Origin of the sequence: Streptomyces sp. NPDC056169, assembly GCF_042268445.1 — a bacterium.
In the GTDB taxonomy this organism is placed as follows: domain Bacteria; phylum Actinomycetota; class Actinomycetes; order Streptomycetales; family Streptomycetaceae; genus Streptomyces.
The window spans coordinates 295,332-314,973 of record NZ_JBHJUO010000008.1 but is presented as its reverse complement, the minus strand read 5'-3'; the positions used below and the strand labels follow the sequence as shown (position 1 = coordinate 314,973).

26 protein-coding genes and 3 pseudogenes are annotated in these 19,642 nt (G+C 69.8%); 18 read left to right on the top strand and 11 right to left on the bottom strand.

Annotation, left to right across the window (positions count from 1 at the left end; all coding sequences use genetic code 11):
- Nucleotides 1-59 precede the first annotated feature (59 nt).
- Together ACFC0G_RS15750 and ACFC0G_RS15745 are read right to left on the bottom strand one after the other, a co-directional pair.
- The gene (locus tag ACFC0G_RS15750) at nt 60-518 is read right to left on the bottom strand and encodes a group II truncated hemoglobin (RefSeq protein WP_376403155.1); all 459 of its coding nucleotides are present in this window, start codon (nt 516-518) and stop codon (nt 60-62) included.
- Nucleotides 519-873: 355 nt separating this feature from the next.
- Entirely contained in the window at nt 874-1,884 is a 1,011-nt protein-coding gene (locus ACFC0G_RS15745) for a quinone oxidoreductase (protein ID WP_376403152.1), read from the bottom strand.
- 288 nt (nt 1,885-2,172) lie between these two features.
- Between ACFC0G_RS15745 and ACFC0G_RS15740 the strand changes: the two are divergent.
- Nucleotides 2,173-2,337, top strand: a pseudogene (locus ACFC0G_RS15740) (IS481 family transposase); the annotation flags it as partial.
- On the opposite strand, the gene ACFC0G_RS15735 reads toward ACFC0G_RS15740, so the two are convergent.
- Together ACFC0G_RS15735 and ACFC0G_RS15730 are read right to left on the bottom strand one after the other, a co-directional pair.
- Complete coding sequence (locus ACFC0G_RS15735; RefSeq protein WP_376403343.1) at nt 2,334-2,789, bottom strand: nucleoside deaminase; 456 nt, start codon at nt 2,787-2,789, stop codon at nt 2,334-2,336. The pseudogene ACFC0G_RS15740 and the gene ACFC0G_RS15735 overlap by 4 nt on opposite strands.
- 72 nt (nt 2,790-2,861) lie before the next feature.
- Nucleotides 2,862-3,071 (bottom strand): annotated as a pseudogene (locus tag ACFC0G_RS15730) (GntR family transcriptional regulator); the annotation flags it as partial.
- A 163-nt stretch (nt 3,072-3,234) separates the two neighbouring features.
- Here ACFC0G_RS15730 and ACFC0G_RS15725 point away from each other — a divergent pair.
- The 3 genes from ACFC0G_RS15725 to ACFC0G_RS15715 all read left to right on the top strand — a co-directional run bounded on the left by ACFC0G_RS15725 (nt 3,235) and on the right by ACFC0G_RS15715 (nt 4,367).
- Nucleotides 3,235-3,582: a hypothetical protein gene (locus ACFC0G_RS15725; RefSeq protein ID WP_376403150.1), complete on the top strand. Its 348-nt coding sequence runs from the start codon at nt 3,235-3,237 to the stop codon at nt 3,580-3,582.
- Complete coding sequence (locus tag ACFC0G_RS15720) at nt 3,579-3,917, top strand: hypothetical protein (RefSeq protein WP_376403147.1); 339 nt, start codon at nt 3,579-3,581, stop codon at nt 3,915-3,917. The genes ACFC0G_RS15725 and ACFC0G_RS15720 overlap by 4 nt, the downstream gene beginning before the upstream one ends.
- Nucleotides 3,918-4,175: 258 nt before the next feature.
- Nucleotides 4,176-4,367, top strand: a complete 192-nt coding sequence (locus tag ACFC0G_RS15715; RefSeq protein WP_376403144.1) for a hypothetical protein — start codon at nt 4,176-4,178, stop codon at nt 4,365-4,367.
- A gap of 106 nt (nt 4,368-4,473) precedes the next feature.
- Here the strand turns inward: ACFC0G_RS15715 and ACFC0G_RS15710 are convergent, their stop codons facing one another.
- Both ACFC0G_RS15710 and ACFC0G_RS15705 read right to left on the bottom strand, forming a co-directional pair.
- Nucleotides 4,474-5,322 carry a helix-turn-helix domain-containing protein gene (locus ACFC0G_RS15710; protein WP_376403141.1) on the bottom strand — a complete coding sequence of 283 codons (849 nt, stop codon included), beginning with the start codon at nt 5,320-5,322 and terminating at the stop codon, nt 4,474-4,476.
- Between the two features lie 16 nt (nt 5,323-5,338).
- Nucleotides 5,339-5,725 (bottom strand): annotated as a pseudogene (locus tag ACFC0G_RS15705) (DUF6879 family protein); the annotation flags it as partial.
- A gap of 186 nt (nt 5,726-5,911) precedes the next feature.
- Between ACFC0G_RS15705 and ACFC0G_RS15700 the strand changes: the two are divergent.
- The 6 genes from ACFC0G_RS15700 to ACFC0G_RS15675 all read left to right on the top strand — a co-directional run bounded on the left by ACFC0G_RS15700 (nt 5,912) and on the right by ACFC0G_RS15675 (nt 9,159).
- Entirely contained in the window at nt 5,912-6,106 is a 195-nt protein-coding gene (locus tag ACFC0G_RS15700; protein WP_376403358.1) for a hypothetical protein, read from the top strand.
- Entirely contained in the window at nt 6,103-6,348 is a 246-nt protein-coding gene (locus ACFC0G_RS15695) for a hypothetical protein (protein ID WP_376403139.1), read from the top strand. The genes ACFC0G_RS15700 and ACFC0G_RS15695 overlap by 4 nt, the downstream gene beginning before the upstream one ends.
- Before the next feature lie 119 nt (nt 6,349-6,467).
- Complete coding sequence (locus tag ACFC0G_RS15690; RefSeq protein ID WP_376403136.1) at nt 6,468-7,052, top strand: hypothetical protein; 585 nt, start codon at nt 6,468-6,470, stop codon at nt 7,050-7,052.
- A 23-nt stretch (nt 7,053-7,075) separates the two neighbouring features.
- A complete protein-coding gene (locus tag ACFC0G_RS15685; protein ID WP_376403134.1) occupies nt 7,076-7,543 on the top strand; it encodes a hypothetical protein in 468 nt (155 codons plus the stop codon).
- A 111-nt stretch (nt 7,544-7,654) separates the two neighbouring features.
- Nucleotides 7,655-8,002, top strand: coding sequence for a DUF1330 domain-containing protein (locus ACFC0G_RS15680; RefSeq protein WP_376403131.1), 348 nt, complete (start codon nt 7,655-7,657; stop codon nt 8,000-8,002).
- Between the two features lie 131 nt (nt 8,003-8,133).
- A complete protein-coding gene (locus ACFC0G_RS15675; protein WP_376403128.1) occupies nt 8,134-9,159 on the top strand; it encodes an EamA family transporter in 1,026 nt (341 codons plus the stop codon).
- Here the strand turns inward: ACFC0G_RS15675 and ACFC0G_RS15670 are convergent.
- Nucleotides 9,056-9,946: a LysR family transcriptional regulator gene (locus ACFC0G_RS15670; RefSeq protein WP_376403340.1), complete on the bottom strand. Its 891-nt coding sequence runs from the start codon at nt 9,944-9,946 to the stop codon at nt 9,056-9,058. The genes ACFC0G_RS15675 and ACFC0G_RS15670 overlap by 104 nt on opposite strands.
- Entirely contained in the window at nt 9,946-10,341 is a 396-nt protein-coding gene (locus ACFC0G_RS15665; protein WP_376403125.1) for a PLD nuclease N-terminal domain-containing protein, read from the bottom strand. Before ACFC0G_RS15665 ends, ACFC0G_RS15670 begins: the two co-directional genes overlap by 1 nt.
- 90 nt (nt 10,342-10,431) lie before the next feature.
- Between ACFC0G_RS15665 and ACFC0G_RS15660 the strand changes: the two genes are divergently transcribed.
- Genes ACFC0G_RS15660 through ACFC0G_RS15650 form a run of 3 tightly spaced genes read left to right on the top strand, consistent with a single transcriptional unit; the run spans nt 10,432 to nt 13,564 of the window.
- On the top strand, nt 10,432-11,889 hold the full coding sequence (locus ACFC0G_RS15660) for a menaquinone biosynthesis decarboxylase (RefSeq protein WP_376403122.1): 1,458 nt from the start codon (nt 10,432-10,434) through the stop codon (nt 11,887-11,889).
- Nucleotides 11,886-12,788: a menaquinone biosynthesis prenyltransferase MqnP gene (gene mqnP, locus ACFC0G_RS15655; protein WP_376403119.1), complete on the top strand. Its 903-nt coding sequence runs from the start codon at nt 11,886-11,888 to the stop codon at nt 12,786-12,788. The genes ACFC0G_RS15660 and mqnP overlap by 4 nt, the downstream gene beginning before the upstream one ends.
- A 38-nt stretch (nt 12,789-12,826) precedes the next feature.
- Nucleotides 12,827-13,564 (top strand): UbiX family flavin prenyltransferase, encoded by a 738-nt coding sequence (locus tag ACFC0G_RS15650; protein ID WP_376403115.1) that lies wholly within the window; start codon nt 12,827-12,829, stop codon nt 13,562-13,564.
- Here the strand turns inward: ACFC0G_RS15650 and ACFC0G_RS15645 are convergent.
- On the bottom strand, nt 13,561-13,698 hold the full coding sequence (locus tag ACFC0G_RS15645) for a hypothetical protein (protein WP_267044219.1): 138 nt from the start codon (nt 13,696-13,698) through the stop codon (nt 13,561-13,563). The genes ACFC0G_RS15650 and ACFC0G_RS15645 overlap by 4 nt on opposite strands.
- Nucleotides 13,699-13,811: 113 nt before the next feature.
- Between ACFC0G_RS15645 and ACFC0G_RS15640 the strand changes: the two genes are divergently transcribed.
- Nucleotides 13,812-14,267, top strand: coding sequence for an Lrp/AsnC family transcriptional regulator (locus ACFC0G_RS15640; RefSeq protein WP_376403111.1), 456 nt, complete (start codon nt 13,812-13,814; stop codon nt 14,265-14,267).
- A 61-nt stretch (nt 14,268-14,328) separates the two neighbouring features.
- Nucleotides 14,329-15,492, top strand: coding sequence for an aminofutalosine synthase MqnE (gene mqnE, locus ACFC0G_RS15635; RefSeq protein WP_376403107.1), 1,164 nt, complete (start codon nt 14,329-14,331; stop codon nt 15,490-15,492).
- Between the two features lie 56 nt (nt 15,493-15,548).
- Here the strand turns inward: mqnE and ACFC0G_RS15630 are convergent, their stop codons facing one another.
- Nucleotides 15,549-16,424, bottom strand: a complete 876-nt coding sequence (locus ACFC0G_RS15630; RefSeq protein WP_376403104.1) for a GyrI-like domain-containing protein — start codon at nt 16,422-16,424, stop codon at nt 15,549-15,551.
- A 119-nt stretch (nt 16,425-16,543) separates the two neighbouring features.
- Nucleotides 16,544-17,077: a GNAT family N-acetyltransferase gene (locus tag ACFC0G_RS15625; RefSeq protein ID WP_376403101.1), complete on the bottom strand. Its 534-nt coding sequence runs from the start codon at nt 17,075-17,077 to the stop codon at nt 16,544-16,546.
- Nucleotides 17,078-17,116: 39 nt separating this feature from the next.
- On the opposite strand from ACFC0G_RS15625, the gene ACFC0G_RS15620 reads away from it, so the two are divergent.
- The 3 genes from ACFC0G_RS15620 to ACFC0G_RS15610 all read left to right on the top strand — a co-directional run bounded on the left by ACFC0G_RS15620 (nt 17,117) and on the right by ACFC0G_RS15610 (nt 19,576).
- Complete coding sequence (locus ACFC0G_RS15620) at nt 17,117-17,506, top strand: hypothetical protein (protein ID WP_376403098.1); 390 nt, start codon at nt 17,117-17,119, stop codon at nt 17,504-17,506.
- 118 nt (nt 17,507-17,624) lie between these two features.
- Entirely contained in the window at nt 17,625-17,891 is a 267-nt protein-coding gene (locus ACFC0G_RS15615; protein WP_376403095.1) for a DUF4229 domain-containing protein, read from the top strand.
- A gap of 368 nt (nt 17,892-18,259) precedes the next feature.
- Complete coding sequence (locus ACFC0G_RS15610) at nt 18,260-19,576, top strand: dicarboxylate/amino acid:cation symporter (protein ID WP_376403092.1); 1,317 nt, start codon at nt 18,260-18,262, stop codon at nt 19,574-19,576.
- Nucleotides 19,577-19,642 lie beyond the last annotated feature (66 nt).

The window sequence follows — 19,642 nt, the reverse complement described above, 5'->3', positions numbered from 1 at the left end:
GCCTCACCGGGGCGAGCGCCTCGGTCGAGCGCCTCGGGCGCGCACCCCGGTCGAGCGGCTCAGGCGAGGCCGTCCCAGCCCCAGCGCGGGGTGGGGCCGGGTTCGCCGAGGTCCGTACCCGGGGCGGAGGCCGAGACGTCCTCGGCGATCCGCGTGCCCCAGTCGAAGTACTCCAGCACCCGGCGGCGCAGCAGGGCGTCGTCCGGCAGCTCCTTCTCCACGGCCGCCGTCATCAGCTCCATCCAGCGCAGCCGCTGCTCCTCGGTGATGCCGAGCCCGAGATGGGCCCGGAGGAGGGCCTGGTGCCCGCCGTGCTCCGCCGTGAACTCGGCCGGCCCCGAGAAGACCTCCGCCAGCCACACGGCCACGTGCTCCACATGGGTGGCGGTGAAGTCGGCGAAGACGGGTGCGAGGAGGGGGTCGGCCAGGACCCCCTCGTAGAACGTCTCGGAGAGCCGGCGCAGCGCGTCGGCGCCGCCCACGGCCTCGTACAGGGTGTTCGTGTGCTCGGCGCTCATGGAGGGCCTCCGGGATCAGGGATGTGTCCCGCCCCAGCTTTCCCGCAACAGGGCCTGGATCCAAGGATGTTCACTCTCGGCGGGGCTGATCGGTCTGCTGCCTCGCCGTCGCCGGATGGGTAACGACCGACGCAACGACCCACCACGTCACAGGTGTTCTGTCCCGGGAGGTTGTGGACGGGTGAGCCAGGTCTCGGCTGAGGGATCTTGAAGGGGCGTGACCCGGATGCGCGAAACCCGCCAGAACGTGATCTTGGCCTGCTGAGTGCCTGACGCTGTCGGGGATCTTGGCGATGACGGTCGGCCATGCCCTCGACATCTCAGTCTCCAAGATCCCCGACCTCGTCACCCGCGATCAGCTCTGCGTCTCCTCGCGGCGTCCAACAGCGGCCGCATCGGGTATGACGAGCAGCTTGCCGGTGGTACGCCGAGCCTCCAGATCACTGTGGGCCCGGGCGGCCTCGGACAAGGCGTAGCGGCCCGTTACGGTGACCTCAAGCGCCTTGGAGCGCACCCACTCGAACACATCGGCGGCCCGTCGGAGCAGTTCGGACCGATCGGCGACGAAGTCCCCGAGGCTGGGCCGGATCAGGGTCAGCGAACCGCCGTGGGCGAGCCGAATCGGATCAAACGGCGGCACGGCACCGCTTGCCGCGCCGAAGAGCACGAGATGGCCGCGGGGTCGCAGGCTGGCGAGGCTCGCATCGAAGGTGTGCGCGCCGACGCCGTCGAAGACAACCGGCAGTCCCTGACCGCCGTTGAGCCGCCTCACCTCGGCTGCGAGATCGTCGACCGCGGAGGAAAGGATCACCTCAGCGGCCCCGGCACGCTTCGCCAGCTCGGCCTTCGCCGTGGTCGACGTCGTGCCGATCACCCTGCCGCCGAGATGGGTGATGAGCTGGGTCAAAAGCAGCCCCATGCCGCCGGCAGCCGCATGCACGAGCACCGTGTCGCCCCCCTGAACCGGGTAGGCGTCCTTGACGAGATAGTGCGCGGTCATGCCTTGGAGGAGCACGGCGGCGGCTGTCTCGAAGCCGATGTCGTCGGGCAGCGGCACCAGCCGGGAGGAGTCCACGACGGCCCGCTCGGCATACGTGCCGGGAATCTCCACCCAACCGACCCGGTCCCCGACTGCGACGTCAGCGACGCCGGGTCCGACTTCGACGACCGTGCCGGCGCCCTCAGCGCCCGGGGTGAAGGGCAGCGGGAGGCTGTACCGGCCTTCGCGGTGGTAGACGTCGAGGAAGTTGACCCCGGATGCGGCGACCTCCACGATCGCCTCGCCCGGACCCGGCCGCGGCTGGTCCACCTCGGCCTCCTGCAGCACCTCGGGACCGCCCACTTCGTACACCTGAATCGCTCGCATGACCCTCCAATTAACGGCTCGTCCCCCACCAACCCCGTTGATGGCGATCCGATTCCCGGCAAGCAGACCAGCCCGCTACCCCCGCCGAGAGCCGAGACGCCTGCTTTGCACCCGGGTCCGGGACAGGAGACCGAGGCCGTCAAGGGTCGAGGAATGCACCACCCGCCGCTTCCGCACCGCCGTACGGCCACCCTCCATAACCGGCGTAGCCTCACGGCAGCTCCACCGCGCGGCGCACGAAATCGACCACCGCCTCCGGATACTCCTCCGGCCTCGGGAACCGGCCCCCTGCTCGACGAATGGGCCTACGCCCGCCCCTACCGGTCAGACATCGAACTCCGCGAAGCGTTCCCCGGCTGGCTCCGCTCCTGCAATCACCACCGCGGACACACCGCACTCACAGGCAAACCACCCGCAAGCCGCGTCCCCAACCTAGCGAGGCAATACAGCTAGGGCTCTTCTCCGATGTCCTCGTGCCAGAGGGCGGGGTGCGCGGCGATGAATTCGGTCATGAGCGTGACGCACGCGGGATCGTCGAGCACGATCACTTCGACGCCGTGCCGGGCGAGCCAGTCGTGCCCGCCGTGGAAGGTCTCGGCCTCGCCGATGACGATCCGTGAGATCCCGAACTGCCGGACGAGGCCGGAGCAGTACCAGCACGGCGACAGGGTGGTGACCATGGTCGTCCCCCGGTACGAGCGCTGCCGGCCGGCGGCCCGGAAGGCGGCGGTCTCGGCGTGCGTCGACGGGTCCCCGTCCTGCACGCGCCGATTGCGCCCGCGCCCGAGGAGCGCGCCGTCGGCCCCGTAGAGCGCGGCGCCGATGGGGATGCCGCCTTCGGCGAGCCCGGCCCGCGCCTCGTCGAGGGCGGTGCCGAGCCACTGACGTGCCTGTCCCCAGTCCATGAGGGGGCTGTTTCCTGCCGGACCGCCGGCGTCATGCCTTGGTGTTTCCAGGGGTGGCGTGACGTAGGAGCCCTTGCCGGGAACGGTGACGATCAGGCCGCGTTCGCGGAGTTCGCGCATGGCCCGGCGGGCGGTCAGTACGGCGATGCCGTACTCCTCGGCGAGGCGGGCGGGCGTGGGGATCATTCGGTCGGGGGCGTACTCCCCGGTGCCGATCCACTCGGTGATCATGTCGGCCAGCTGCAGGTACAGCGGGCGTCCCGAGTGCGGGTCAAGGCTCATGGGTCAACGCTAGATAGTCATACAAGGCCACGTTTGGATGGATCTAGCTACATAGTGATGCATCACTATGTAGCTAGCGCTACGTTGAGTGCGAATGTGAAACCCCGGCGACCGCTGGAACGGCCCCGGGGCATGGCCACCAACTACTAAGGGAGTTGATGACGTGCGGAACACTATCGCGCGCGTACTGGGCAGGGCGCTGATCCCCCTTTTGCTCGGGCTGCTGATGCTGAGCCTGCCGCCCACCGGCAGGCACCGGCCTCGCCCGGTCACCCACCCGCGCCCGGCGGCGCCGACCCCCGGGCCCCGCCACCGCGCACCGACCCGGCGATCCCCCTACGCCCGGGAGCAGACCGCGCTCCTCGACGGCGCCCGGTCACCGCTGGAGCGCCCATACCTGGCGGCGGACTCGGCCCGGGCCGTGCAGCGGCGGCGTCGGCGGGCGTTGTGGCTGGCCACGGTCGGGGTGGACGTCGACCACCGCAACATCCACGCCGGGAGCGCCCGATGAGCCGCTGCGGGGCGAGGCGGTCCGTGCTCGACGTCGCCGAGGTGGTGCGGCCGGTGTGGGGCGGCTCGGTCTGCGTACTCACCGCGGGGCACGAGGGCCCGCACCGCGACCGCGCGGGCGACGGCTGGTGGGTGACGCCGGAGGTCGCCGACGCGGTGACCGTGTCCCTGCTGACCCGCGCCCTCGCCTCCGCGCCGGAGCCGGAGTTCCGGTCGCCACGGTGCATCGTCGGCCGCCACGACCGCTGCCGGGACGGGGTCCCCCGCGACAGCGGCGTACCGGGGGTCCGCTACCTCGTGTGCGGGTGCCTCTGCCACCCGGCGGCCCTCCCCTGACCGACGACTGGCCCTGTGCCGCCGCCCTGGCCGGGGCGGCGGCACAAGGGCCTCAGGGGTCAGAGTGCCCCGGCCTCGGCGTCCTGTCGCGCACCCTCGTCCATGCCGGGACTCTTCCCCCGGCGGACCGCCGACAGCACGGGCCGCTGCCGCCGATCGGTTGAGGCTCCGGGCCGTACCGGCCGGGTGCGGGGACGGCGGGCGGCGGGTGGCCTTAGCTGGCGGGGTGCTCTGCCGTCCTACTGAGAGGTCTCTGCCATGCGTTCCCTGCTGACCGCCCTCGCCGCCGGTGCCATCGTCTTCGGCACCGCCGGCGTCGCGAGTGCCGATGTGTACGTCGACTTCGAGCCGGAGGCCTCGCACACCATCGTCTTCGGTGACTGGCTCCAGTTCGCGAAGGACGACGTGTTCAACGCCGGCCGCGACAACACCGTCGGCTCCGACAACTGACGCCTCCCGTTCGTCACCGCGCCCCGGGGAGCAGGCTTTCCGGGGCCGCAGGCGGGGTTCGGCGTAAGCCGCGTCCAGCAGGCCGGCGCGTAGAGGCGTCCTGCCCTCATGCGGTCAGCGTCCGCCGCACGCTTCTGATCAGGTTCTGGGCGTCCGTTCCGAAGGCGGCGGATTCGCGGAGCGTCTTCCACGCTCGCAGGTAGAGCGCGAGGGAATCGGCATCGTCGAGCCATAGCTCCGCGTGCCAGTCCTCGGTGATCACGAGTCTCTCGTCGAGGACCCAGAAGCCGTTGGCGGTCGGGATCTTCAGGGGTGCCCCGAGCGGGATGATGCCGAGTTCCACCGTGTCCATCCCGATCACGCCTGTGAGACGGTCGAGCTGGGCTGCCAGCACCGAGGGAGGGCAGATGCGGGCGTGCAGCGCGGCTTCCCATACGAGCGCACGGAACTTCCTGCCCGACTCGTAGAGCCAATCCTGGCCCTTCACCCGCGCACGCACGGCCGACTCGGTGTCCCGCGGCGAGTTCTGGAGCTCTGCGGAGCGCGTGAAGACGTGCCGCGCGTATTCGGCTGTTTGCAGCATGCCCGGGACGACGGCCTGTTCCCACGCGTGGATGACCGTGGAGCGCGAGACCTCGGCGCTCCAGTTCTCCTGTACCGGCCGGTGTCCTGCGGCCAGCTGGCGGCGCCATGAACGGATGTGGGACTCGAACCCCCTGAGCCGGTTCTCCAGCTCTTCGCACGCCTCCGGCAGGCCGGTTGCCTCGGCCCAGGCCCTGAGGTCCTCGGGTGTCGCTGTCTGGCGTCCGTTCTCCAGCTTGGAGATCTTGGAACGGGGCCAGCCCAGCTGCTGAGCCAGCGCCGTACCGGTGAGCCGGCCGCCAGGGCCGGAGACGCGCAGTTCCCGGAGTCTCGCCCCGAGGGCTTCCCGCGCCTGCTGGTAGTCCGTGCTCACCGGTACACGCTAACCGCTATTCGCGTTGGGGCAGTTGTGCCGCAAACCGGCTGTACGGGGTGGCGTGGTGCATCGCAGCATCGCGCACCTGGACGTACCGCAGGACCTCGGACGGCTCCGTGATCACCTCGATGTCGAGCAGGTTGTCGGCGTCGTCGAAGTCGAGGAGCGCGACCAGGCGCGAGTCGAAGATCCAGAAGTCCTCGGCGGGCAGCCGAATCCGGTCGGCGTCCGCCCGCCACAGGTTCCGCACGTCCTCGCCCGTGGCGGCGTTGCACGCCGCGTAGCCCAGCAGGAACAACTGCCCTTGGGTGGGAGGGTCGTCGACGACGCGTACCCGCCCGACGGTCTTGCCGGTCGAGGTCTGGTGCCGGATGTTCGTGCACCACTCGCTGTCGAGGTCCCAGCGTCGCGGCATGGGTGTCCTCTCCACAGGTGGATGTCCGTTCAGCATCCCCGGAGCCCGGAGCCGCACACCAGAAGACGAAGGGCTTCGCATGAGAACGTACGAGAACATCTCGCCGGGAAGCGAGAACAGTCGAGAACACTGCGTGGTGCGCGTCAACTCCTCGTCCCTAGCGTCAGGTTCATGGAGAACGCCAAGACGACCATGTGCGACCCCGTCCACCTCACTCTCCCTTCCCCCGACCCGGAGCCGGTCGAAGGCTGTGCCGGCTGCGTCGAGCTCGCGAACGTGCGGGACCGCGCGCGGGCCGGCGGGGACTTCACCACCGTGTCCGACTGCAACGTCTTCCTGCGGCGGCACCCTCAGGGGCACACGTGATCACGGCCGACGACATCGGGAGGCGCGTCCAGGGCGGTGCCGGACGGGTCGGCATCCTGCGCGATGTCATCGCCGACTACGAGGACCCGGCGGAGCTCCCCGGTGAGCGCCGGAAGCGGGCCATGGCGTTCCTGGGGGCCGAGCGCGGGGGCAGGGAGTGGGCGGTCCCGCCGGACGCGGTCGCGCCGGCCGCGGCGGGCCCCCGGGGAGGGCGCCCTGTCGGCCCTTCACCAGCGCGATAGGGGGCGTGAACCGGCGTGCGGAGGAGGTGAAGGGGAGTGCGGCGGGCGGTGGGGTGGCTGCTGGAGGTGGGTCATTACGCGACATCGTCACGGAACGCTATCGTCCGGTGACTATGAGGATGGATGACTTAGCTCTGGCAGCCGCTTCCGCCGCCGTCGTCCTGCTTGCCGTCCCGGCGCCCGTGCACGCGGCTTCGGTTGCGGCTCCGCACAAGTGCGAGAAGGGAGAGGTCGATTCCCGTGGCCGCTCCTCCGTCGACGGCAACGAGATCGCGTGGGACGACGAGTCGAAGTTCGACGACGCGCGCAAGCATGCGGTCAAGGTCTGGACGGCGGGCACGCTCAAGCAGGTGAAGATCAAGGCCGACGGGGCGACGTCGTACGCCGACCTGGAGTGGCGGGACGCCAACAGCGTCACCGGCAAGTGGAGCGACGTGTACGGCATGTGGGCCGCGAGGCACGGGACGGATCACCTGTTGCTCAATCGCGCCTACCTGGACGACGGGAAGCGGTACGGCAAGACCGAGCATCGCAGGCGGGTCGCCGCCCACGAGCTGGGCCACGCGCTGGGGTTCTGCCACAAGGAGTACGGGTACGGGATGTACCCCTCGCTGCTGTGGGCGGACTACGGCCACATCGAGGGGAAGCGGATCGACGCTCCGACCTCGCACGACGTCAATGCCTATCACGCACTGTGGGGATGAGTATGAGCACGAGCAGGAAAGCGATGGCTTTGGCGGCGGGAGCCGTGGTCGCCGGGGCGCTGGCGCTGGGCGGCTGGTTCGGCTACCAGCAGCTGGAGGAGCAGGTCGGGGCGGGCGAGGTCCTGCGGGGCTATGACGCCACCAGCCCGGCCGGCACCGCCCCCCACACCGAGAACGTCTTCGCCGGACGCGTCGCCGCGTTCGAGGAGCAGCGCGACATCGAGGGGTGGACACAGGACGTCTACCAGGTCGAAGTCGCCTCCGTCCTGCGGGGGACCGTGCACGGGACGGTCCGCGTGACGTACGGCCTCGACGAGGGCACCGCCGACCGGCTGGAGGAAGGCAGCACGTACGTGTTCGCCACTCACGCCTGGGCGGACGCCACGAAGGACGGTCACGCGCAGCTGTACCAGGGCGACATGAAGCCCGTGGACGACGCGCAGTTGGCCGTGTGGCGGGAGGCGGTGGCCCTTCCGATGGCGCCGCGGTAGTCGGGCGCGGGCGGCCCCGGGGGATTACCTGGCAGGTCATCGACCCCTGTGCGTGTCGATGCCACGATCAGTTGCACAAGGAGCCCGAACGACCGGAAGGACATCACCACCATGACCGCCTACGCCATAGCGAAGCTGTTCAACGTGACTCCGCACATCGAGGTCGTCGAGTACATCGAGCGCATCTCCGCCACCTTCGAGCCGTACGGCGGCCGCTTCCTCGTGCACGGGGCGACGCACGAGGTGAAGGAGGGCAACTGGCCCGGGCCGGTGGTGGTGATCGGGTTCCCCGGGATCGCCGAGGCGCGGGCCTGGTGGGACTCGCCCGCGTACCAGGAGATCGCGCCGATGCGGTTCCGGCACATCGACGGCGACATCGTCCTGGTCGACGGCACCCCTGACGGCTACGACCCGGCCGCCACCGCGAAGGGCCTGCGGGACGCCCTGCCCGCCGACTAGGCCGCGCCCATCGGCCGCCCCGCATCGGCTCTGCCGATGGACCGCCCATCGGCCGCGCCGATCGGCGTCATCGGGAGGACGCCCCACTGGCTCGTGGACCGTCCCCGGCCCCCGCTCGTAGCGTCGCAGTCATGAGAAACGAGACCAGGGGAACCGTCGAACTCACCCTCGCCATGGTGCTCTCCGGCACTCTCGGCGTCTTCGTCGTCGAGTCCGGGGCATCGCCCTTCGAGGTGGTGTTCTTCCGGTGCTTGTTCGGGGCCGTCGCGCTCGGGGCGTACAGCCTCGCCCGGGGGTTCTTCACCGGGCACGGGTTCACCGCGAAGAAGCTGGGGCTCGCCGCCCTCGGCGGCGTGTTCATCGTCTTCAACTGGGTGTTCCTCTTCGAGGCTTACGAGGCCACCTCGATCTCCCTCGCCACCGTCGTCTACCACACGCAGCCGTTCTTCCTCGTGCTGCTCGGGGCGGTGTTCATGCGGGAGCGGATCTCCGCGGCCAAGCTGGGGTGGCTCGCTCTCGCCTTCTTCGGGCTCGTGCTCGTCTCCGGTGTGCGGCCCGGGGACACCGCCTCCCTCAAGGGGCTCGGGTTCGCGCTCGCCGCCGCCGTGCTCTACGCCCTCGCGACCTTCGTCACCAAGCGCGTCACCGGCGTACGGCCGCATCTCGTCGCGCTCGTCCAGGTCCTCGTCGGCCTGCCGCTGCTCCTGCCCTTCGCCGACTTCGGCGCCGCCGCCGGGCTCGGGGGCGGATGGTTCTGGCTCGTCGGGCTCGGGCTGATCCACACCGGGCTGATGTACGTGCTCATGTACGCCGCTTACGCCAAGCTGCCCACCGCCAAGATCGCCGTCCTCGCCTTCACCTACCCCGCCGTCGCCATGGGCGTCGACTGGGCGGTGTACGGGCACCACATCGGGCTCGTTCAGGCGCTCGGCGTGCCGCTCATCGTCCTCGCCAGCCTCAAGGTCACGCTGGCAGGCAAGGCCACGCCGGCCGCCACGGTCAGGTCGGCCGGCACGGTCAGGTCGGCCGCCGCGGTCATGCCGGCCGCCACGGTCACGCCGGGCGGCTCTGCTCGGACACCAGTCGCCGCGCCTGCTCCACGAACAGCCGGACATGCGCCGGAAGCTTCTTCCCCCGTCGCCACGCGAGCTGTGTGAAGAGGGTGAAGGGGGCTTCCCAGTCCAGGGCGATCAGGGTGCCCGACACCAGCTCCTCCGCGACCGTCACGCGGGGGAGCAGCGCCACGCCCAGGCCCGACGTCACTCCGCGCTTCGTCGCCTCGATCGTGCCGAACTCCATGAACGGCGGCGCCCACTCCCGCAGCTCCTCCTCGAAGAGGTCGCGGTACGGGCAGCCCGGTTCGGTGCCCACCAGGTGGGCCGCCGCCAGGTCCGCGCTCGTCAGCCCCGTACGGCCCGCCAGCGGGTGGCCCGGGCCGGCGACCAGGACCAGGGGTTCGGGTGCGAGGACCTCCGACTCCAGGCCCTCGTGCTCCGTGTCGGGCTCCATCAGGAAGCCCACGTCGTACGTGCCCTGCCGCAGCGCCTGCCGGGTCGCGTCGCCGAGCGTCGGGCGCAGCGTCAGCCGCACCTTCGGGTACCGGTGGTGGAAGTACTCCAGGAGCGGCGGCAGGCGGTACGAGGTGAGGGACTCCATCGTGCCGACCGCGATCGTTCCCGACGGGTCGCCCGCGCTCGCGACGGCCGCCCTGGCCTCCTCGGCCAGCTCCGTCATCCTGCGGGCGTACGGCAGGAGCCGCTCCCCGGCCTCGGTGAGCCGGATGCGGCTGCCGAGCCGCTCGAAGAGCTCCACGCCGAGCGAGGTCTCCAGGGAGCGGATCTGACCGGTGACGCTGGACTGGGCATAGCCCAGGTCGGCGGCGGCACGGGTGAAGGAGAGGACGTCGGCGACCTTCTCGAAGGTGACGAGGAGCCTGAGCTCCATCACGCGTCGGAGTCCTCGCCGCTCTCGCGCTTCTTCAGCTCTTCCTCGCGGCGGCGCAGGTCCGCCTCCCAGTCCTTGAGCGCGGCCGCCTCGTCCGGGCCCTCCTGCTTGAGGGCGGACGCCTCGTCCGGGCCCTCCTGCTTCAGGGACTTCAGGAACTCCGGGTTGTCGTCGGGGGCCACCCAGCCGCCCGCACGGCCCCGCGCTCCGGCGGGGCGCCGCACCTTGCCCGCGAAGAACCAGACGATCGGCCCGACGATCCAGAACAGCAGGATGATGATGACCCAGACCACCTTCGGCAGGTGCTTGGTCTCTTCTTCCGGCGTGTTCAGGCAGTCGATGAAGGCGTAGATCGTCAGCGCCAGCGGCAGGATGTACAACAGCGCCCTGAGCATGTGGGACAGCCCCCTGGAAGCGGTGGCGGAGGCGCGTTTCGGCGGCCCCGGTGACAGGTCAAGGGTAGCCGGTGACCGATACTGGCCCTTATGGCTTACGACGATCTCCGCTCGCTGCTCAGGGCCCTTGAGCGCGAAGGCGACCTCAAGCGCATCAAGGCCGAAGTCGACCCGTACCTGGAGGTCGGGGAGATCGTCGACCGGGTGAACAAGGCAGGAGGCCCGGCGCTTCTCTTCGAGAACGTCAAGGGCTCCTCGATGCCGCTCGCGATGAACGTCTTCGGGACCGACCGCCGGCTGCTCAAGGCCCTCGGCCTGAAGTCGTACGGCGAGATCAGCGAGAAGATCGGCGGGCTGCTCAAGCCCGAACTTCCGCACGGTTTCGTCGGGGTCCGCGAGGCCTTCGGCAAGCTCGGTTCGATGGTCCACGTGCCGCCGAAGAAGGTGAAGGCCGAGAACGCCCCCGTGCAGGAGGTCGTCCTCACCGGGGACGACGTCGATCTCGACCTGCTTCCCGCGCTGTTCACCTGGCCCAAGGACGGCGGCTCCTTCTTCAACCTCGGGCTCACCCACACCAAGCACCCCGAGACGGGTGTGCGGAACCTCGGGCTCTACCGCCTCCAGCGCCACGACAAGCGCACCATCGGCATGCACTGGCAGATCCACAAGGACAGCCGCAATCACTACGCCGTCGCGGCCGCCCGCGGCGAGCGGCTGCCGGTCGCCATCGCCTTCGGCTGCCCGCCGGCCGTGACGTACGCGTCGACGGCCCCGCTGCCCGGCGACATCGACGAGTACCTCTTCGCCGGCTTCGTGCAGGGCAAGCGGATCGAGATGGTCGACTGCAAGACCGTGCCGCTCCAGGTTCCCGCGCAGGCCGAGGTCGTCATCGAGGGGTGGCTGGAGCCGGGCGAGACGCTGCCGGAGGGTCCCTTCGGCGACCACACCGGCTTCTACACGCCGCAGGAACCGTTCCCCGCGCTGAAGATCGACTGCGTGACCATGCGGAAGCGTCCGCTGCTCCAGTCGATCGTCGTCGGCCGGCCGCCGACCGAGGACGGGCCGCTCGGGCGGGCCACGGAGCGGTTCTTCCTGCCGCTCCTCAAGATCATCGTGCCGGACATCGTCGACTACCACCTGCCGGAGTCGGGCGGCTTCCACAACTGCGCGATCGTCTCGATCGACAAGAAGTACCCGAAGCACGCGCAGAAGGTCATGCACGCCATCTGGGGCGCGCACATGATGTCGCTGACCAAGCTGATCATCGTGGTCGACAAGGACTGCGATGTGCATGATCTTCACGAGGTGTCCTGGCGGGCGCTCGGGAACACCGACTACGCCCGTGACCTGACGGTGGTGGAGGGGCCGGTCGATCACCTCGACCACGCCTCGTACCAGCAGTTCTGGGGCGGCAAGGCCGGTATCGACGCGACCAAGAAGCTGCCCGAGGAGGGCTACACCCGGGACGGCGGCTGGCCGGACATGGTGGAGTCGGACCCGGCGACGGCGGCCCTCGTGGACCGCCGCTGGAAGGAGTACGGGCTGTGACCACGGCCGCCGTACCGGGCGCACAGCCGGGACGTACGAAGGCGTTCCTGCGCCTCGTGATGATCGAGCACTCGGTCTTCGCGCTGCCCTTCGCGTACACCGCCGCGCTCACCGCGATGTTCCAGCTCGACGGGAACATCCACTGGTGGACGCTCTTCCTCGTCACCGTCTGCATGGTGGGCCTGCGGACCTTCGCCATGGCCTGCAACCGGATCATCGACCGCGAGATCGACGCCCGCAATCCGCGGACGGCGGGGCGCGAGCTGGTGACCGGTGCGGTGTCCGTGCGGTCCGCGTGGACCGGGGCCGGGATCGCCGTCGTGGTGTTCCTGGGGGCCGCGGCCCTCCTCAACCCGCTCTGCCTGGCGCTCGCGCCGCTCGCCGTCATCCCGATGGTCGTCTACCCGTACGGCAAGCGGTTCACGAACTTCCCGCACGCGATCCTCGGGCTCGCCCAGGCCATAGGGCCCATCGGCGCCTGGCTCGCGGTCACCGGCGAGTGGTCCTGGGACGCGGTCCTCCTGGGCCTCGCGGTCGGCGTCTGGATCGGCGGCTTCGACCTGATCTTCGCCTGCCAGGACGTCCAGGCGGACCGCGCCCACGGCGTGATGTCCGTCCCGGCGCGCTTCGGCATTCCGGCGGCCCTGTGGGGCGCGCGCGCCTCGGCGGTCGTGACGACGGGTCTGCTCGTCTGGTACGCGCTGGCGACGGACGCGGGCGGCTTCTTCTGGGTCGGCCTCGTGATCGTGGCGGCCGCGTTCTGTTACGAGCACTCGATCGTGAAGCCGACCGACCTGTCCCGGCTGAACCGGGCGTTCTTCACGGTCAACGGCTTCATCGGGATGGCGCTCTTCGTGTGCGCCCTGCTGGATCTGCTGGTCCGCGGGCTCACGCCGTAGCCCGGGCCGGTTGACGGATGACGGATAGGCTCGACCGCATGAACGACGGCAAGCGGACCCCTTGGGTCGTGGGGGTCTCCGGGGCATCGGGTACGCCGTACGCGGCCTCCGTCCTGCGGGGGCTGCTCGCCGCGGGGGAGAGCGTCGACCTCGTCGTGTCGCGGTCCTCGCGGCTCACGCTCCTCGACGAGACGGGGATCTCCTTCCGGGACGCGCACTGGCGCGAGGACCTGGCGGCCTGGCTGGCGCGGGGCGCCGACGGGAAGCCCGACATGTTCGACGTGTCGTCGGCCCTCGGGGACGTGCGGTACTGGGCGGCCGGCGATCTGGCCGCGGGGCCGTCGTCGGGCTCGTACCCGGCGAAGGGGATGCTGGTGGTGCCGGCCTCGACCGCCGCGGTGGCGGGAGTGGCACTGGGGCTCTCGAAGGACCTGTTGCAGCGGGTCGCGAGCGTGACGCTGAAGGAGCGGCGGCCGCTGGTGGTCGCCGTGCGGGAGACCCCGCTGAACGGTCAGACGCTCAGGCACATGGTGACGCTGGACGAGGCGGGCGCCGTGGTGCTGCCCGCCTCTCCGGCGTTCTACGCGGGGGCGACGCACATCCAGGATCTGGTGGACTTCGTCGCCGGGCGGGTGCTGGACGCGGCGGGTGTGCCGCACCAGCTGTACCGCCGGTGGGAGGGAGAGCTGGGCGGAGGCGGTGCCTCGGCGCGAGCTCTCCCGGCCGATCGGGCCGATCAGCGCGGTGTGCGCGATCAGCGTGACCGGCGTGATTAGCGCTTCTTGGCGCGCTTCTTCGCGGCGCGCTTCGAGGCGGAGGTCGACTGGTGGGCACGCGAGCGGTTGGCCAGGTCCTGCAGCTCGCGCATACGGGCGTAGGCCATCTCGATCGTGTACACGGTGAACACCACTCCTGAAAGATCGTCTTTGATCAGCTGAAAGATTCGCAGGGCTTCTTCCCTGTGTACCTTAGATTCTACACCTAAACTCGCGGTATCGCTGGACAATGGAAGGCTTCATACCTATGGACGCCGTGGACAGGCAGCTCATCCAGGCTCTGCGCGAGAACGGTCGTGCCTCGTACGCCGAGCTCGGCCGGCTCGTCGGGCTCTCCGGCCCCTCCGTCACCGACCGCATCAACCGCCTTGAGGTCGCCGGGGTCATCACCGGCTACCGCGCCACCGTCGACGCCGCCTCGCTCGGCCTCGGCGTCACCGCCCTCATCGGCATCTCCCTCTCCGACGCCGCCGACCACGAGGACGTGGCCCGCCGCCTCAAGGACCTGGCCGAGATCGAGGACTGCTGGTTCATCGCCGGCGACGACTCCTTCATGCTCAAGGTCCGCGTCGGCGACGTCGACGGCCTGGAGAAGACGATCCGCCGCCTCAGCGGCACGAAGGGCGTCTCCCGCACCCGTACGACGATCGTGCTCTCCACCAAGTGGGAGAACCGGGTCGGGGACCTGCCCGAAGAGGGCTGAGAGTACGGTGGTGGAGCCTGATTTCGGAGACGTTGGAGACAGAAAAGGGAGGCGGCCGTACATGGACGCTGGACTCAAGCGCGAACTTGAGCAGAAGGTCCGGGACGGTGAGCGGCTGAGCCGCGAGGACGGCATCGCCCTGTACGAGTCCGACGACCTCGCCTGGCTCGGCGGTCTGGCCCACGAGGTCCGGACCCGCAAGAACGGCGACGTGGTCCACTTCAATGTCAACCGGCATCTGAACATGACCAACGTCTGCACCGCCTCCTGCGCCTACTGCTCCTTCCAGCGCAAGCCGGGCGAGAAGGACGCGTACACCATGCGCATCGAAGAGGCCGTGCGCCTCGCGAAGGCGATGGAGAACGACAACCTCACCGAGCTGCACATCGTCAACGGGCTCCACCCCAACCTGCCCTGGCGGTACTACCCGCGCTCGCTCTCCGAGCTCAAGAAGGCCCTGCCGAACGTCTCCCTCAAGGCCTTCACGGCCACCGAGATCCACCACTTCGAGACGATCTCCGGGATGTCCGCGTCCGACATCCTCGACGAGCTGATCGAGGCCGGTCTGGAGTCCCTGACCGGCGGCGGCGCCGAGATCTTCGACTGGGAGGTCCGGCAGCACATCGTGGACCACCGCACCCACTGGGAAGACTGGTCGCGGATCCACCGCCTCGCGCACTCCAAGGGCCTGAAGACCCCGAGCACGATGCTGTACGGCCACATCGAGGAGCCGCGCCACCGCGTCGACCACGTGCTGCGGCTGCGCGAGCTCCAGGACGAGACCGGCGGCTTCCAGGTCTTCATCCCGCTGCGCTACCAGCACGACTTCGTCGACATGCAGGACGGCAAGGTCCGCAACAAGCTCCAGGCGCGTACGACGATGGCCACCGGCGCCGAGGCCCTGAAGACCTTCGCGGTCTCCCGGCTCCTCTTCGACAACGTGCCGCACGTCAAGGTCTTCTGGGTCATGCACGGCGTCCAGACCGCCCAGCTCGCGCTCCAGCACGGCGCGGACGACATGGACGGCTCGGTCGTCGAGTACAAGATCACGCACGACGCCGACAACTACGGCACGCCCAACAAGCTGGGCCGCGAGGACCTGCTCGAACTGATCAGGGACGCGGGCTTCCGGCCGGTCGAGCGGAACACCCGGTACGAGATCATCCGCGAGTACCCGGGCCCGGACGCGGACCGGCGCGAGACGCCGCAGTCGATGCGGTTCTGACGACGTGTGACGCGTAGGGAAGAGGGCCGGCGGGGACATCCCGCCGGCCCTCTTTCTCATTCCTCCGTGCGCTCCACCGGGATCCACAGCTCCGCCCGCGCCGTCGTCCAGTCCGCCGACGGCGCGACGGTCAGCAGCTCGGGGCCCGGCCGGCTCGCGTACGGGTTCGACGGGAACCACTGGGTGAAGATGTCCCGCCACAGGTACTGCAGGGTCTTCGGGAACGGTCCCTCGTTCTCGAAGACGGCCCAGGTCCCGGCGGGCACGTCGAGCGCGTCGAACTCCTCGGGGACCGCGCCGCCGCTCACCACCCCGTGCCAGTAGTCCAGCTCCGCCCCCTCCTCCCGGCTGTCCGTGAGGTGGACGACGGCCGAGAGGACGCCCGCCGGTTCCGCGTCCGACAGGCGCGCGAGCCGGTCCAGGGCCTCCTGGCCGATGGACCGGATGTGCGCGGCGATCGCCGGGTTCTCGCCCTCGTGGACGAGGGGCACCCGGGCCCCGCGCCCGACGATCCGGAAGTCTTCCCGCTCCACGATCCTGTACCGCATGGTGCTGTTCCCTTCGACGACGAGGCGGAAGGACATCCGCGGCTGGGAGCGGAGCGCGGCGCCCGTGCGACGGGCGTCGCCGGGGCCGATGCCGTGCACCGCGCGGAACGCGCGGGCGAAGGCCTCCCCGGAGCCGTAGCCGTACCGGACCGCGATCTCCAGGAGCGTCCGCTCGCCGGCGAGCACCTCGGCACCGGCGACGGTGAGCCGCCTGCGCCGTACGTACTCCGACAGGGGCATCCCCGCCAGCGCCGAGAAGAGGCGCCGGAAGTGGTACTCCGAGGTCATGGCGATCCGGGCCAGCTCGGCCGTGTCGAGGTCGCCGCGGTCGCCGCGGAGATGGTCCTCGATGTGGTCCAGGGCCTGGTTGAGTCGCTCCAGCACGTGGGGTCCTTCCTCTGCTGTGCCTTCACCGTAGGAAGGGTCAGTGGGCGCCGACCCGACATCCTGTGCCCGTTCCGGTCGGGTGCGGGCCGCCCAGGGCCTGATCCGCCGGACCGGCGCTAGTTCAGGGGCAGCAGCATGATGATGTCGTCGCGGTCGTCGCCGGGGGCGACCCGGATCGCGTCGGGGACGCGGCCGACCTCCTTGTAGCCGGACCTGGCGTAGAAGCCGTCGACGCCGGTGCCGCCCCGGCAGGTCAGGCGGATCGCCTCGATCGCCTCGAAGCCCACGGCGGTACGGGCGGCGTGCTCGACGGCCGCCATGAGGTCGGTGCCGTACCCCTTGCCCTGGTGGCGGGGGTGGACCATCACCGTGTAGAGCCACACCCAGTGGGTCATCAGCGGGTGGGTGTTGAAGGTGAAGAAGGCGGTGGCGGCGACCTCGCCGTCCTCGTCGCGGCCGACCAGCAGGCGCGTACCGCCCTCGGCCATGCCGACGAGGTGCCTGAGGAGCGCGGGGCGGATCTCGTCGGGGGTGACGGGGGGTACAAAGCCGACGGCGCCGTCCGCGTTGGAGACGTCGGCCCAGAGGGCGAGCACGCCGTCGCGCAGGGTCCGGTCGACTGCCGGGTCCAGCTCGAAGGTAAGGGTCATGTGTAGATCTTAACTATTACTTGGGGGAGGGCTCAAGAGGTGGCGACCTCGGCCGGAGCGTGGATCAACGGCGGGCACCCCACCGAGGGCTTCCTCCTCCACGGCACGAGCGGCCCCTTCGCCCACCTCTTCGACTCGGTCGCCGGAGCCTGGTGGCTCGACACCCTCTTCATGCTCGGCCTCCTCGGCGTCGGCCTCGCGATGATCCTCGGGATCGGCATGCGCGTCGCCGCCGGCGCGGGCACGCTGATGATGGCCTTCATGTGGCTCGTCACCCTCTGGCCCGGCGCCAACCCCTTCATGGACGACCACTGGATGATCGCCCTGGTCCTGCTGATCACGGCCGCGACCGGCGCCGGGAGCCACTACGGCCTGGGCGCGAAGTGGGCCCGGCTCCCGATCGTCCGCGACCACCGCTGGCTGGTCTGAGCCACGGAACCTCCGGGCTCGACCCCCCGCTCCCGGCGAGCGCCCCTCCCCGTGCTTCACTGGAGGGGCGCTCGTCCCGTATGGGAACTTTTCGGAACGGAAGAGTGGACTGACTGACATGCTCCGCTACACGCTGATGCGGCTCGGCATCTTCGCCGGGTGCTTCTTCGCCCTGTGGGGTCTCGTCTACGTCGGCGTGCTGCCGCGCGGCCTGGGCGACTCGAACCTCCTCTGGGTCCTCGTCCTCGCCATCGTCGTCTCCGCCCCGCTCAGCTTCGTCCTCCTGCGCAAGCAGCGCGACGACATGAGCGTCGAGATCGTCGAGAAGGTCGACCGCGCGAAGGGCCGCCTGGCCTCGAACAGGTCCCAGGAGGACGCGCTCTAGCCCTGTAAGGGCTGCGTAAGCTTCATCACAGATCCCCACAGATCCACCCACCCCAGTCGGAGCTTCCCAGGCTCCCGCCTGGGGTGTTCTGCGTTTCGGAGGCGCGGAGGCCTCTTCAGGTCCCAAAGAATGGCTTTGAGGATCTCAAAGTTCAAGTGTTAACGTGTTCGACATGACGACAGCAGTGCGCCCCTCTCATGCCGCGAGCATCCCGCTCGTGGCGCGCCTGCACGTCGATCTGTGCCGCTGTATGTCCGCGGTCTGTTGCCGCGAGCTCTGACCCGGCATCATGCAGCGGCCCGCGTGAAAACGCGTGTGTGCCGCACCCCCGTCCCGTATTTCCCGATACGCACCTGTGGAGTGTGTCTGTGTCCGCGTCCGCGACCACACCCGAGCAGAAGTCCCCGGCTTCCTCGCGCATACCGAAGGTCCCCTTCTGGGCCCAGATCATCGCCGGCCTCGTCCTCGGCGCCCTGCTCGGCTGGATAGCCCGCAGCCAGGACGTCGCCTGGCTGAAGGAGACCCTCGGCCAGATCGGCGACATCTTCGTCCAGCTGCTCAAGCTGGCCGTCGCCCCGCTCGTCTTCTTCGCGATCCTGGTGTCGATCACCAACCTGCGGAAGGTGAACAACGCCGCCAGGCTCGCCACCCGCACGCTGCTCTGGTTCATGATCACCTCGCTGATCGCGGTCGCCATCGGCCTCGCGATCGGCCTGATCACCAACCCGGGCGCCGGTACCGGCCTCACCCCGCAGGACGGCAAGCTGCCGAAGCGCGAGGGCTCCTGGATCGACTTCCTCACCGGCATCATCCCGTCGGACGTCATCACGCCCTTCACCGAGCTGAACGTCCTCCAGATCGTCTTCATGGCCGCCGTCGCCGGCATCGCCGCCCTCAAGCTGGGCGACAGGGCCAAGCCGATCCTCACCCTCTCCGAGTCGATCCTGGAGCTGCTCCAGAAGGCCCTGTGGTGGGTCATCCGCCTTGCCCCGCTCGGCACCGTCGGCCTCATCGGCTTCGCCATCGCCGACTACGGCTGGGACCTCATCGGCAAGTACGCGACCTTCACCGCCGACGTCTACGTCGGCTGCGCCCTGGTGCTCTTCGGCGTCTACCCGCTGCTGCTCGCCACCGTCGCCAAGGTCAACCCGATCCAGTTCTTCAAGGGCGCCTGGCCCGCGATCCAGCTGGCCTTCGTCTCCCGCTCCTCGGTCGGCACCATGCCGGTCACCCAGAAGGTCACCGAGCGCCTCGGCGTCCCGAAGGAGTACGCCTCCTTCGCCGTCCCGTTCGGCGCCACCACCAAGATGGACGGCTGCGCCGCGATCTACCCGGCGCTCGCCGCGATCTTCATCGCGCAGATCTTCGACGTGCAGCTCGGCATCGGCGACTACCTGCTGATCGCCTTCGTCTCGGTCATCGGCTCGGCGGCCACCGCCGGCCTCACCGGCGCGACGGTCATGCTGACGCTGACCCTCTCCACCCTGGGCCTCCCGCTGGAGGGCGTCGGCCTCCTCATGGCGATCGACCCGATCCTGGACATGATCAGGACGGCTACGAACGTGGCCGGACAAGCCCTGATCCCGGTAATCGTCTCTGCCCGCGAGAAGATCCTCGACCACGACAAGTACGAGGCCGTGACGGCGTCCCCCGTGGACGAGCCGCAGCCCGTACTTGCGGCCTGACATCCCGCGCTCGTAACGCCGCGTGCCCCCACCCGTGATCCGGGTGGGGGTACGCGGCGTTCTGCG